The 12,758-nt window shown below is 35.9% G+C and carries 14 protein-coding genes; 2 read left to right on the top strand and 12 right to left on the bottom strand.

The features are described from left to right. Window positions 1–7: 7 nt before the first annotated feature. The 12 genes from V7097_RS09555 to V7097_RS09500 form a co-directional block, all read right to left on the bottom strand. Window positions 8–418: a secondary thiamine-phosphate synthase enzyme YjbQ gene (locus V7097_RS09555; RefSeq protein WP_335703375.1), complete on the bottom strand. Its 411-nt coding sequence runs from the start codon at window positions 416–418 to the stop codon at window positions 8–10. Between the two features lie 27 nt (window positions 419–445). Further along, entirely contained in the window at window positions 446–853 is a 408-nt protein-coding gene (locus tag V7097_RS09550) for a secondary thiamine-phosphate synthase enzyme YjbQ (protein ID WP_335703374.1), read from the bottom strand. A 12-nt stretch (window positions 854–865) separates the two neighbouring features. After that, window positions 866–2,017, bottom strand: a complete 1,152-nt coding sequence (locus V7097_RS09545; protein WP_335703373.1) for a hypothetical protein — start codon at window positions 2,015–2,017, stop codon at window positions 866–868. 14 nt (window positions 2,018–2,031) lie between these two features. Then, window positions 2,032–2,967, bottom strand: a complete 936-nt coding sequence (locus V7097_RS09540) for a carbohydrate kinase family protein (protein ID WP_335703372.1) — start codon at window positions 2,965–2,967, stop codon at window positions 2,032–2,034. Between the two features lie 78 nt (window positions 2,968–3,045). Then, complete coding sequence (locus V7097_RS09535) at window positions 3,046–3,840, bottom strand: energy-coupling factor ABC transporter ATP-binding protein (protein ID WP_335703371.1); 795 nt, start codon at window positions 3,838–3,840, stop codon at window positions 3,046–3,048. Continuing rightward, window positions 3,830–4,699 carry an energy-coupling factor ABC transporter ATP-binding protein gene (locus V7097_RS09530; protein WP_335703370.1) on the bottom strand — a complete coding sequence of 290 codons (870 nt, stop codon included), beginning with the start codon at window positions 4,697–4,699 and terminating at the stop codon, window positions 3,830–3,832. The genes V7097_RS09535 and V7097_RS09530 overlap by 11 nt, the downstream gene beginning before the upstream one ends. A 15-nt stretch (window positions 4,700–4,714) precedes the next feature. Then, window positions 4,715–5,512 carry an energy-coupling factor transporter transmembrane component T gene (locus V7097_RS09525; RefSeq protein WP_335703369.1) on the bottom strand — a complete coding sequence of 266 codons (798 nt, stop codon included), beginning with the start codon at window positions 5,510–5,512 and terminating at the stop codon, window positions 4,715–4,717. Window positions 5,513–5,621: 109 nt separating this feature from the next. Then, window positions 5,622–6,239 (bottom strand): ECF transporter S component, encoded by a 618-nt coding sequence (locus V7097_RS09520; RefSeq protein WP_335703368.1) that lies wholly within the window; start codon window positions 6,237–6,239, stop codon window positions 5,622–5,624. A 39-nt stretch (window positions 6,240–6,278) separates the two neighbouring features. Further along, window positions 6,279–6,851 carry an amino acid synthesis family protein gene (locus V7097_RS09515; RefSeq protein ID WP_335703367.1) on the bottom strand — a complete coding sequence of 191 codons (573 nt, stop codon included), beginning with the start codon at window positions 6,849–6,851 and terminating at the stop codon, window positions 6,279–6,281. Window positions 6,852–6,895: 44 nt separating this feature from the next. Beyond that, window positions 6,896–8,080, bottom strand: coding sequence for an amidohydrolase family protein (locus V7097_RS09510; RefSeq protein ID WP_335703366.1), 1,185 nt, complete (start codon window positions 8,078–8,080; stop codon window positions 6,896–6,898). Window positions 8,081–8,109: 29 nt separating this feature from the next. Then, the gene (locus tag V7097_RS09505) at window positions 8,110–8,775 is read right to left on the bottom strand and encodes a cysteine hydrolase family protein (RefSeq protein ID WP_335703365.1); all 666 of its coding nucleotides are present in this window, start codon (window positions 8,773–8,775) and stop codon (window positions 8,110–8,112) included. A 153-nt stretch (window positions 8,776–8,928) separates the two neighbouring features. Then, window positions 8,929–10,374: a sigma-54 interaction domain-containing protein gene (locus tag V7097_RS09500; protein ID WP_335703364.1), complete on the bottom strand. Its 1,446-nt coding sequence runs from the start codon at window positions 10,372–10,374 to the stop codon at window positions 8,929–8,931. A 174-nt stretch (window positions 10,375–10,548) separates the two neighbouring features. Here V7097_RS09500 and V7097_RS09495 point away from each other — a divergent pair, with 174 nt between their 5' ends. After that, window positions 10,549–11,310: an SDR family NAD(P)-dependent oxidoreductase gene (locus V7097_RS09495; protein ID WP_335703363.1), complete on the top strand. Its 762-nt coding sequence runs from the start codon at window positions 10,549–10,551 to the stop codon at window positions 11,308–11,310. Between the two features lie 290 nt (window positions 11,311–11,600). After that, window positions 11,601–12,755: a CaiB/BaiF CoA transferase family protein gene (locus V7097_RS09490; RefSeq protein ID WP_335703362.1), complete on the top strand. Its 1,155-nt coding sequence runs from the start codon at window positions 11,601–11,603 to the stop codon at window positions 12,753–12,755. Window positions 12,756–12,758: the final 3 nt, after the last annotated feature.

Genomic DNA, 12,758 nt, shown 5'->3' with positions numbered 1-12,758 from the left:
ATACCAATCAATTTTCGTCAGAGGATACTCCAACAAAGCACGCTCTTGGACGCGGTCCATCAAACTCTGCGAAAATCACTGCCTGCTCTGGCCCTAACAGTAATTTGTTATTTTCTATAATTAATGTAATTTGTGTACCGGTTAAGGCAGTTTTTACATGTCCACCTGCATCGGATGCTGTTTCTCTATGTTTAAAATCAACACGTGTTGGGACTAATCTTTCTATGTCATCCATAATATCTACATTACATGAAGATTCTTTTCCAGAAGCTATAACTAGACCAGCTGTTGAATGAAGAACAGAAACATGGCATATACCCGTTCTAACCCCACTTTTATCGATGATATCGTTAATTTCGTTCGTGATATCGTGCATCCCCATATAGGTAGTATTAATATTTATTTTTTCAAGTTTCATAGCTACCTCCTAATTACTAGATTATATTTACTTACTTGTTGATAACATCTTTACATAAAATTCCCTAGGTCTTGGACCATCGAACTCAACGAAAACAAGCCCTTGAGAAGAGCCTAAAATTAATTTTCCATCCTTTACAATTAACGCTAATGATGTGCCAAAAATTGTCGATTTTACATGTCCTGACGCATCGTACGGCGAATCTTGGTGTTTATAAGTAACCCGTGTAGGGATGTTTCGATCAATTTCATCCATTAAATCATCTAAGCCCCTTTTATCCCAAAATGAGGTAATAACAAGACCAGCTGTTGTATGCGGCAAGGAAACAATACATAATCCATCTTGAACTCCACTTTGAGTAACAATCTCATTGACTTCATCCGTTATTGACTGACATGTTCTAAACTCAGTTTCTATCGTTTTTTTATATAACACTATCAATACCTCCTATTCAAAGATTTCTATTTTACTTGTGGAAAGAGTTAGGACCTCAGGGTCTAATGATGAACCCATAAAATAATCTAATTGATTCATTTTCGCTATATATCCGGTCAAGAGAGCAATCGGAACATAGTCCATTAATGGCTGTAACCATTCAAAACTATCTGGAGTATCTGGTAATTTGCAAACAGTAACTCCTTCAATGAATGATTCCTTTTCTGCATTTGTAATGACAAGTACTGGACGACCAATTTTTTGGGCAGAACCGATTGTTTCTACTATTCTTCCAAAACTTGGAGCATATTTATCAGCCATAACCACAGTACCTATGTCTTCGGGATCTTTTAGAAAATAATTAATATGGCACCAATCTTCGGAATCATCTACTGTGCAAATTGAACCACAGCATTCGATAAACTTATCGGCTCCAAATAATGCAGAAGCATTTCCTACATCATCTCCTATGAAATCAAACTTTCTAAAATCAGCCCAAGTCTCAGCTAATTCGAACATTTGGGAATCAATTGAATCTAACACGGTTTCAAAACTTTTCACATAACTTACTATAGCTTCCTTCCAACTACTAGGTCCTGTTGGTCCTAGAGTTCCACGAACATGACCAAGTCTAGAAGCAAAAGCGATTAAACCAATAATAGATGCAAAATAGGAACGTAATCCGGGACTATCATTTGGAAACTTTGGAGTGTTTACGGAAAATACTCGATTAGCGATTCCAGCAGCCTTTGATTTCTCATTATTCGTTAGTAAAATTGAAAAAGCACCAACGCGATTTGCCTTTTCTATTGCTTCGCATGCACGTGCAGTTGAGCCGCCAACACTGATCACAATAACGATAGGACTATTCGGTTCACCGATTCCGATTTCTTCTTTTGAAAGAAAACGTGTAAACTCAATCGTCCTCATGACGTCTACGCCAAAGCAATCACAGTATTTCTCAATAACTGGTTTCATCGCCAATGCTGCTGCATAAGAATCACCGCATCCAGTTATGATGATTTTTCTTGCATCAAAGATTTCAGCCATTGACATTAAATCTCTAACACTTGGACCAAAACAATTTTCAACCTGCTGTTCAACCAAATCTGGTAAGCTATAAATCTGATTTCTGAGATAGTTAGCAAAATCTTGTTTTCTCATGTTTTTCACTCCATTTATATTTTGTGTAAATAATTTTTATAGAGCCTTTCGACTTGTTCCAAAGCGTCACTTCGCAAAACCTTAGTATCTGGGATTACTCCATATTGACGTAGATTCATAGCTGCAGCTACATTTGCCATAATACCGACCTTAATTGGGTCACGATATTCACAATATGCATAAAGCGCAGCACCGGTAGAAGTATTCCCACAGCCTGTTGGGTCTATAACTTTGTCAACCTTAACGCTTGGATGAAAATAAGATTCGCCTGTATGTATAGTATATAGGCCTCTTTCCCCTACTCGAAAAAGAATCATGTCCACGGGAAGTTGTTTTAACTGTTCAATAATCTTCTCTTCAGATTCTGCTTCGGTTAATTTTTGAGCTTCTTGAAGATTAATGGAGAAAATATCCGTAAACGTTAAAGCATGTAAGATTTTGTCCATATATTTCTTTGTTGCAAATGGTGCTTCTATTTCCCACATAATTTTGAATTTATCTCTTTGTTTCATTTCACCTAATTTATTCCAAAATACACTATCACAGTTTTGTGCAATATAAATCCCTTTCACATTGCCGTCCATAGTAAACTTTTCAATGTCCTCTGGTGTGGTTTTGAGAGACCCCAAATTCTCCCAAAAGCGATCTCCTGTAATCAATCCTCTATCACCGTATGTTCCATCCTCATAATATTCAAGATGACAAGTATTACAATGATCAGCTTTAATCACAATACCCGAAGTACAAATTTCGTTCTGCCTTACCCAGTCATCGAAATAATCATAAAAATCTCTACCTACATTACAAACAAGTAATGCATCATCCGTCCAAAGACTTACTCCTGTATAAGCAAAAACGGATGGACCACCAAGCTGATTTTTGTTAACTGTTCCATCCGAAAAATAAACATTATCAATCATTACATTTCCAGTAACAACATATTGCAACACAGCTCTCCCCTTTAAAAAGCTAAGCTATTTTTCTTTTATTCAGTAATTTAGAAACAAAAATATGTACGCTCCTGCACACTACTTAATTGCATCCACTAACTCATTGATATGAAGGATCTTGCCAGGCAAATTCAATTGTTTAGCAACCTCACCCATCTGAGGTTTTTTTATTCGGGACTCTTTTACTACAGATTCATTCCAAAAAATATTTTTAGGGGTATCATCAGCAATTATTTGTTTATTGGCCATTGCAATCACACGTGTAAAATTATTTGCTACAAATTCCATATCATGTGTAATCGTAATGACACTTGTACCTTCGCTTTCCAATTTCGCTATAATATTTTTTAGAATCTGCATACCCCTTTCATCCTGTCCTGCAGTGGGTTCATCAAGAATTATATAGTTAGGTTCCGTTGCAATTACCGATGCAATGGTCACAAACTTACGTATTGGATAGGGTATATCATAAGGGTTGCTATTTACATATTCTTCAATTTGGGTTAACTCAATTGCTTTATCAACACGCCTACGAATCTCACTTTCATCCAACTTAAGATAGCGCGGCATATATTCTAGTTCCGTAATAATATCTTTATTAAATATCTGTTCATCAGGGTTTTGGAAAACATAACCTACATATTTAGCAATTTTTGCGGTTGTCTTACTCTTCGTGTTTATTCCATTTACAAAGACATCGCCTTTGGTCGGTTTATATAGGGCATTCATCAATTTTACTGCTGTCGTTTTACCAGCGCCATTTTGCCCAATAATTGCAACACATTCCCCGTCATTAATGGTAAGATTTAAATCTTGATTAGCTAAATGACCATTTGGATAAGCAAATGATACATTTTTTAACTCAATTGCCAATGTAGCTCCCCCTTTCTATTCTTTCTTTAATCAAATGAATTGTCTCGTTTACAGTAATGGGGATTTTGCTTAATGATTTACCTTCATCTTCCATCGCGTGCCCAAATTGAGCCACAATGGGGATGCCTGCCTTATGTTTCAGAAGATCACGGTTTGAAAGGACTTTTTCGGTTGGGCCATTTATTACGATTTTTCCTTTTTCCATCACAATTACTTCATCACTATACTGTGCGATTAAATCTATTTTATTTTCTACGAGTATAATCGTTTTTCCAGTTTCTTTTAGCATGTGAATAATATCAAAAACATTCTGTGTTCCTTCTGGATCTAGTTGGCTTGTTGGCTCGTCAATAACCATTGTTTGGGCATCCATCACAATAATTGAAGCAAACGCTACACGTTGCCTTTGACCACCAGATAATGCATTTGGATTTTTATCCAAAAGATTTTCAATTTCTAATTGTTTACTTACAGAAAGCACTCTATCTATCATTTCCATTTTTTCTACACCCAAATTTTCAAGTCCCATCGCAATTTCTTCAAATACAGTTTCCTTGATGCCACTGATTTGGGTATATGGATTTTGAAATACATAACCAATATTAACCGCCAGCTTAGAATCATCCAGTTCTCTTACATCCGTTCCATTAATTAAGATATCTCCAGACAATTCCCCATTATAAAAATGAGGTATTAACCCTCTTATTAAATTACACAAACTCGTTTTTCCCGCTCCATTTTCACCGATAATTCCATAAAATTTACCGGGTTCAAATTTACAATTAATTTCTTGCAAAGCATATATTTTACTTAAAGGATATCTGTAATTAACATTCTTTAATTTAATATCAGCCGTCACCATCATCCCCCCTATTTATACAAAAAATGATTGATAGATTTTCAAACATATCGCTGCTATAAATCCAACGTTAATCAATACAAGAATACCTTTTTCCCATGAAGGCATAGGACGTAGTTCACGTAAAAATGAATGCTTTGTGTTTACTGAAAATGCTCTTGCATTCATCGCAATATTCTTTTCTTCCGTTGAGGAGATTGCTCCTAGCATTAGTGGGCTTAGCACTGGAAAAAAAGCCTTGAAGCGTTGGAATAAGCTTCCTTCCGTTTCAATTCCCCGTGCTTTTTGACTTTCAAAGATGGTATTTAAATTTTTCCTTAAATCAGCGATTGTTTGAAATGAAGACAGCATCACATAAGATCCTGCATGAGATACTCCTTTTTTTTCTAAAGAGTACATGAGATCCCGCATTGGGGTTGTCACAAAAAATAAAATGATTGCACCTGAAAATCCTAAAAGAAAAAATGCCATATCTAATCCATTTTCTAATGCCTCTACTGTCCATTTCCATCCAAATATTTCAAAAAATACAGTTTCGCCATCCGTTGTGATTAAACGGAGAAAAATGGTCCATACTCCGATAAAAATAATTACTTTAGAGAAAATGGAATTAAATGGTTTGAACTTTTTCACATAAAGAGATGTTAAATAATAAAACAAACAAATTACTAAACCTACTTTCCAGTCTTTAAATACCATTGACAAAATTCCTAATGCAAGAAAGAAGTTCAACTTAGTTAGTGGATTCAAATTTAAGAACCAATTATCATAAGTTTGATAGTCTATAAATTTTTTAATAAAATCACTATACATGTTTACCCCCCTTATTTAAGGTTCATATGAAAGAGAGAGGGCTGCTCTCTCTTTCATATTTAATTAATATTGAAAAATATTTGAAAGCACTTACATTTTTGTTTATTTCTTATGCTTGAATGCTATTGTTATGATCATCTTTATCTAAAAAGTATTTTCCATAAGGTAGTTTAGTTAGATAACGGAGAGGTAATGATTTAAGAATAAAGAAAACTGCCAGAACTGTAATAATCTTATCTACGGAATCAAAGACTAAAGCTGATAAAAGCTGCGCTAAGAAAATTGGAAGCCCATAAACTTCATGTAATGGAATACCTAATAGTACATGGGTTAAATGTGTTCCCCAATCAAAACCATAAACAACCCACGTTATACCAGTACCTAAACCGGCTCCCAAAGCAGCAAACACGATAAATGTTAGGAGTGTTTTTAAAAAGTGAGTAAATACACGTTTTCTTGCTAGCATTCCTGCAGCTATACCAAATAAGATGCTTATTGGGGCATAAAATGCAGATGTTGGAACACTTATAGCATTAATAAGATTTGTAACGAGCCCTACAATTGCACCTGCTAATGGTCCGCATGTTGCACCAACTACAATTGTTCCAATTGCATCAATTGTTAACGGTAATTTCAATAAGGTCGCAAGCTGATAACCAATAAAATTCATTGCAACACCAATAGGAAGAAGGAATAATACCAGTGTACTCATTTTTTTAGCTTTCATTAAAAAACCCCCATTTGTTTTTAAAGTATTTTTTAAAAACTACCTTAAACCATCTTTCCCTTCAATATTCTCCTTAAGTAATCCCCCTAATCGAGAATTGAGTCTTCCACCATTTGCGACGACTGCAATCACTGCAATTTCATCATCTAAAGGAGCGTCATGTAATGTAATCGAAATCCCATCTAAATGTGATCGAACATAAAGGGCATCCTTATGAGCCAATGGAACATCTATGGTAGATCCTGCACCCGCTCTTTTCTTCATAGATGGAATCCAAGCTATCCCCCCACCTACTGCATTTCGTAATTCATTACCAAATACATCGGTTAACAATGCTACCCCATGTTCTTGTTCACCGGCTAATCCAACTACAGCACCTTTTCCATAGCTCTCAACTGGATATGGCTCCATCGCCTGGGCAGCCATGCTTCCAATTTTCTGTCCGATTTCTTTACTTTGCTCTATAAGATAACTTAAATCTTGTTGATAAGTTCCTGCATATGGATTTTTAACTACCGCTACAACTGCAACTTTGCGTAGTGGTGTATCGGCATTTTGCCCTTGGTCACTAAAGGTTTCGTCAACAAAGGTATAAATCTTTCTAATTTCCATCTTAACCACTCCCTTAACCAAAATTGTTCTGAAAAAAAGTTTGCCTAGTGGGACTCTACTAAACTTGTAGAATGGAATAATGGTTCTTTTAATGGTGGTGGTGTATTCCTACTTGTCTTAATTCGAATCTTACCATCAATCATTACCATTCCAATCCCCGGGATATCCCCACATTCAATTGCAGCAAGAGCATCATGACCCGATGAACCAATAGGAGTATCCATTATGATAAGATCAGCCTCTCTACCTACTGCAATCATCGATGTATTTAAACCAAAAAGCTTAGCTGTATTACCTGTCGCACAAGCGATAACCTTTTCTGCAGGTATATTAGATATTGCAGATATTTGGGATATGGTTCTTAAAATAGCTAACGGAATAACTCCACTTCCTGACGGTGCATCACTTCCAATGACCAGTCGATTTAGTTGATTTTTTTCGTTTAATCTTCGCGCGATATGATCTGCCGCTTTAATATTTCCACATTGTACAATTTCCAAAGGCATTTCCGTTTCATCGATTAATTTATCAATTTCGCTTATTGGAATTGCCGTTGGTCCACCATTCGTATGAGAAGATAAAGTTGGATTCACACTCATAACCATATCCGCGGTTACGACTGAACTTCCAGGGATTGATATACCCCCTGTATGCATAGCCACTTTCATTTCATATTTTTTCGCCCACTGCACCATTGGAATTGCATCTTTTGGTTCTTTTACACTGCCTAGACCAACTTCACCCACTAGCCATACACCTTCATCAGCTATTTCTTTAAAATCCTTTTCGACTAATCCTTTTTCTAAAATGAGTGCTCCACCATGTACCTTAATTCCCAAAGGACGAAAATTTGAAAAAGATTTATGTGCTAACACCGCTAAAGCTTTTACCCCGGCTGGGTCAGTTGGCCGCCCCGGAGTATGAACCTCACCTACTGAAATAACTGAAGTGACACCACCGTGAACGAAACCTTCAAGAAAATTAACAGTACTTTGTCTTGGAGTGAAGTCACCGATTACAGGATGAGCATGACTATCAATGAAACCAGGTGTTACAATGGCTCCCTTAACATCAATCATTTCATTTACTTCAAGTCCTTGTAAAATAGCTGTTGATCCTACTCCTTCGATTAAACCCTGATTGATTACGATGGTATCTCCGTTAACAATTGGATTGTTAAGATCACCACTTACAATTTTTCCGATATTAGTTAAGGCAATCCTTGCCATCGACTCCCCCCTCTTTGTAGTATCATTTGCTAGGTTATGTGGAGAAAACTATCCATTTCTTTCATTGCTTCTTCTGAGGTTGTTACCCTACCAAAAGCCTCCGCAAACATATTAAGTTCCATCTTATGCCATTCATCCGCAGTCCCTCCCGCATGTTCATAAGAACTTACAGCATCCGAAATTACAGTAACTTGGTAACGTTTATGATATGCGGCTCTAACTGTACTATCTACACACCAATTTAAAGCGGTTCCAGTAATTAATAAATCTGTAACACCTAATGCTCGTAAATTCGCATCAAGTGTAGTTTCAGCAAAACAATCATAACCGTATTTTTTAATAACCCTTTCATTTGGTAATGGCTTCAGCTCTGAAAAAATATCTGTCTCATATTTTCCATCCCAAAACTCACAATAAGGTGCTTCAAGTTTGAGCCCCCTCTGTTTTGCAATTTTCCAATAAAAATCATAATTTGCATCTGGGCCAACACAGAAAGCGGTAAAAAATATGGGAATATCATGTTCCCGACAGTATGAAATTAATCTTTTCAGAGTTGGGACTTGTTCTCGTGCCATTGGTACTTCAAGTGGCGAACCCTCTTCTATAAATCCATTCTGCATATCAATCACAATCAATGCAGATTTACCAGGATTTAATTTGAAAGTTGGACTCCACTCCCAGAAGTTCTTTTCCATTCATCCACCTCCTTCTTTTTTTAAAAATCACTTCAGGAATTTATTATGCAATAATCGTGCCAAACTTTGATTCTTGTAAAATATGACTTATGGGAACATACTTGCATGTCAGATTTGGAAATGTATCAAAAATGACATGTCATTTTTGATACTTCATAATACGTTTAGGCGTTTTGCCTTTCGTAGGAAGGTACTTAAACTAACCCCAAGAATTTCTGCCGCCTTTACTTGTGTTTTACCTATTTCAAGAGCTCTTGTGATTAGGTTAGCTTCTAAGTGGTCATATGCTTCTTTAAGTGTCATCACTTCATCCTCAGTAACATGGTCTAGATGCGGATTAAACACTTCTTTTGAATGAATTGGAAAAATATAATGATATAAAACATCACTGTTTGTCGTAACCATCATTCTTTCGATTATATTGGATAACTCTCTTATATTACCCGGCCAGTCATAATCAATCATCGTATCAAGTAATTCAGCCGAAATACTTTTATTCATAGAATACTTATGGTTGTAAACATTTAGAAAATGAGCAGCTAAAGGTAAAATATCTTCTTTTCGTAATCGTAAGGGAGGGATCGTTAACGGAACAACATTTAATCGATAATAGAGATCCTCCCTAAACTTTCCCTCACCAATCAAATTTAATAAATCCTTATTAGTTGCCGAGATTACTCTTAAGTCTAACTTTATCGGGGTTGTTCCACCAACTCTTGTCATTTCTTTTTCCTGCAAAACGTGAAGCAGCTTAACCTGCAGTTTTAATGGGAGATCTGCAATTTCATCAAGAAATAAGGTGCCCCCGTTAGCTAATTCAAACATTCCTGGCTTTCCACTTTTATTTGCTCCTGTAAATGCACCACCTACATAACCAAATAATTCAGATTCCAATAGTTCATGTGGAATTGCCCCGCAATTGACAGTAATAAACGGTTGAGCAATCCCACGTTTACTACTTTTATGAATAAACCTTGCTACTACACCTTTTCCAACACCCGATTCTCCTGTTATCATCACTGTACTGTCTACTCTTGCAACCCTTGAAGCAAGATCCAATAGATCACGCATTGTTTTACTTTGGGCAACGATGTCATCCGGATTATTTTGGTACAGTTTAATTTGAGAAATCTCTGTATGATATCTTTCTGCTAATTTCTCTTTATTCTCTAGGTTTTCTTTTAATTGGTATAATTCCGTTACATCACGTATATTAATTATTACTTGATACAATTTGCCACTATTATCGAATACAGGACTTCCTGTCATGATTGCTTGTTTTCCAGATTTCATTTTTTGCATGATAGTCACTGGGCGATTACTCTCTATTACTTTCATTGTCACCGAATCACTAAAGTAACCCCGTTTTACCAATATTTCCATCGGTACTCCTAATACATCTTCCCTCTTTAATCCCGTAAGCCTGTCCCACGCTTTATTCACCTGAACTGTAACACCTTCACTATTTGTTAATGCAACGCCGTCATACGAGTGTTCCAATATATTTTGAAGGTCTTTATGTTTGATTTCTAATTGGTCTAATTTTTCCTTTAGTATTTGAACTTCAGAAGTGAATTCTTTATTTATTTTATTCAACATTCATCATCTCCTAACTTCAGTAATTTGCCGTATAACATATATATTACTATAAACCAGAATATTTTGAAGTTTTGTAATTAATTAAATTGCTAGAAGTTTTGAACCTTTACAATACTTGATTACATACTTATAATGTTAATTATTCTTAAATTCTTAAAAACTAGGAGGGATCTAATGGGTAGAGTTGAAGGAAAAGTAGTAATCATTACTGGTGCTTCTAGGGGACAAGGATTAATTGAGGCACAATTGTTAGCAAAAGAAGGTGCAAATGTCGTTGCTGTTGATTTGTTATATGAGGATCTAGAAAAGGAAGTACAACTAATCAATAACAATGGCGGTAGTGCAGTTGCCTTAAAAGCCGATGTTTCGTCAGAAGTTGACTGGAAAAATATAGTCCAAGAAACAATTATAAAGTTCGGGAAAATAGATGTTCTAATTAACAATGCTGCTGTTATGACAAGAAAAAGCCTAGAGGAATCAAGCCTTGATGATTGGAACAAAGTGATGGAAGTTAATGCAAAAGGCGTTTTTATCGGGATGAAATCTGTCATTCCTGAAATGAAGAAAAATGGCAGGGGATCCATCATTAATATTTCTTCTATTGCTGGATTAAGAGGAGGTTCGATTGCTACTGGTGACGATGCTCCATACGTTGCTACCAAGGGTGCCATTCGATCACTTACAAAACAAGCAGCGTTCGAACTAGGTAAATATAATATTCGTGTAAATTCAGTCCACCCTGGTGTAATTAAAACTCCAATGCTAGATGGAGCGCTAGATTATTTAACAGAAACGTTAAAAGATAATGTTATGCTTCCACAAGTTTTCGGTGAACCAGAAGATATAGCTTACGGTGTTTTATATTTAGCCTCTGACGAATCGAAATATGTCACAGGTACGGAACTAGTTATTGATGGAGGATATAGTTCTATTTAATTAGCCTTATAATTGATATGAAACCTACGTGTTTTACAAAATTCATATCAAAATTTTTCAGAAAATCCAATGTAAGTGTTTACAAAGGATTAAGAAAGAAATATAATGTGTGATAATAATAAACATTCATTTTATTTGACTAAAGTTAATACACTGCCTATTCTGTTCACAGTTCAAACCCAGAACTGATCCAACAGTTAAAAGCCAGTTCATTATTGAATTACAGTTACCTGTAATCAATTTGAGCTGGCTTTTTTTATTCAAGATTGTCACGGAAAGGAGGATTTGTTATGGATGGTGCTTTAAGCGGAATAAGAGTGCTTGATTTATCACGCGTTCTAGCTGGCCCCTACTGTACAATGGTTCTTGGAGATTTAGGTGCAGATGTAATTAAAGTGGAGGCTCCAGGAGGAAGTGACGATACACGACAATGGGGTCCCCCTTTTCAAAATGATGTAAGCGCATATTATATTTGTGCGAATCGAAACAAAAAAAGTATAACAGTAGATTTAAAGACACCAGAGGGCATAGAAATCATTAAAGAACTCGTTGAAGAAAGCGATGTTATTATTAATAATTTCAAAACTGGTACAATGAGTCGTTTAGGACTAGATTATGAAGTAATTAAATCTATCAACCCATCCATTATTTATTGCTCGATTACTGGATTTGGTGAAACTGGACCCTATCAACATATGCCAGGATACGATTTTATTATTCAAGCGATGAGTGGATTGATGAGTGTAACTGGTGACAAACAATCAGGACCACAAAAGTATGGAGTTGCCATTACGGATATTTTAACAGGTTTATATGCGTGTATCGGTATTCTTGCTGCAATATCTGAGAGAAATAATTCTAGCAAAGGCCAAAAAATTGATATTTCCTTATACGATTCTGCAGTAAGCGCATTGATTAATATTGGGAGCAGCTTTTTGATGTCAGGAAAAATACCGACTCCAATTGGAAATCAACATGCTAATATAGTTCCTTACCAATCTTTCCAAACACTGGATGGTCAAATAGTGATTGCTGTTGGCAATGACAATCAATTTAAGGCATTATGTAAGATTCTAGAACTACCTCATGTAGGTGTGGACCCGAGATTTAATACTAATCCAAATCGAGTAAGCAATAAGGAAGAGTTAATTCCAATGCTGCAGGAGGTTTTAGCAACTAAATCAACAGCCTTTTGGAAAGAAATGTGCAATAACAATAATATTCCCTTCGGCCCAATCCAAAGTCTCGATGAGGTTGTAAATGATCCTCAATTAATTGAAAGGGATATGTTTATAGACATTGAGCATCCGAGTGCTGGACCTATTAAATTAATTGGAAGTCCCTTGAAGTTATCAAGAACTCCCGTAAAGGTAAGATATCACCCACCAAATCCGGGTGAACATAATAATGAAATATTAAGACAATCAAAAATTGAAAATAAATAGGAG

The sequence above is a fragment of the Bacillus sp. JJ1562 genome, from assembly GCF_036962705.1.
Lineage (GTDB): Bacteria > Bacillota > Bacilli > Bacillales > Bacillaceae_L > Ferdinandcohnia.
Note: the sequence above shows the minus strand (reverse complement) of the source record. Positions and strands in the feature narration are given on the sequence as shown.

Excerpts from the sequence above, each read along its gene's own strand:
- V7097_RS09555 (WP_335703375.1), bottom strand. The coding sequence starts at position 418 with ATGAAACTTGAAAAAATAAATATTAATACTACCTATATGGGGATGCAC.
- V7097_RS09545 (WP_335703373.1), bottom strand. The coding sequence starts at position 2,017 with ATGAGAAAACAAGATTTTGCTAACTATCTCAGAAATCAGATTTATAGC.
- V7097_RS09525 (WP_335703369.1), bottom strand. The coding sequence starts at position 5,512 with ATGTATAGTGATTTTATTAAAAAATTTATAGACTATCAAACTTATGAT.
- V7097_RS09520 (WP_335703368.1), bottom strand. The coding sequence starts at position 6,239 with ATGAAAGCTAAAAAAATGAGTACACTGGTATTATTCCTTCTTCCTATT.
- V7097_RS09515 (WP_335703367.1), bottom strand. The coding sequence starts at position 6,851 with ATGGAAATTAGAAAGATTTATACCTTTGTTGACGAAACCTTTAGTGAC.
- V7097_RS09510 (WP_335703366.1), bottom strand. The coding sequence starts at position 8,080 with ATGGCAAGGATTGCCTTAACTAATATCGGAAAAATTGTAAGTGGTGAT.
- V7097_RS09505 (WP_335703365.1), bottom strand. The coding sequence starts at position 8,775 with ATGGAAAAGAACTTCTGGGAGTGGAGTCCAACTTTCAAATTAAATCCT.
- V7097_RS09500 (WP_335703364.1), bottom strand. The coding sequence starts at position 10,374 with ATGTTGAATAAAATAAATAAAGAATTCACTTCTGAAGTTCAAATACTA.
- V7097_RS09495 (WP_335703363.1), top strand. The coding sequence starts at position 10,549 with ATGGGTAGAGTTGAAGGAAAAGTAGTAATCATTACTGGTGCTTCTAGG.
- V7097_RS09490 (WP_335703362.1), top strand. The coding sequence starts at position 11,601 with ATGGATGGTGCTTTAAGCGGAATAAGAGTGCTTGATTTATCACGCGTT.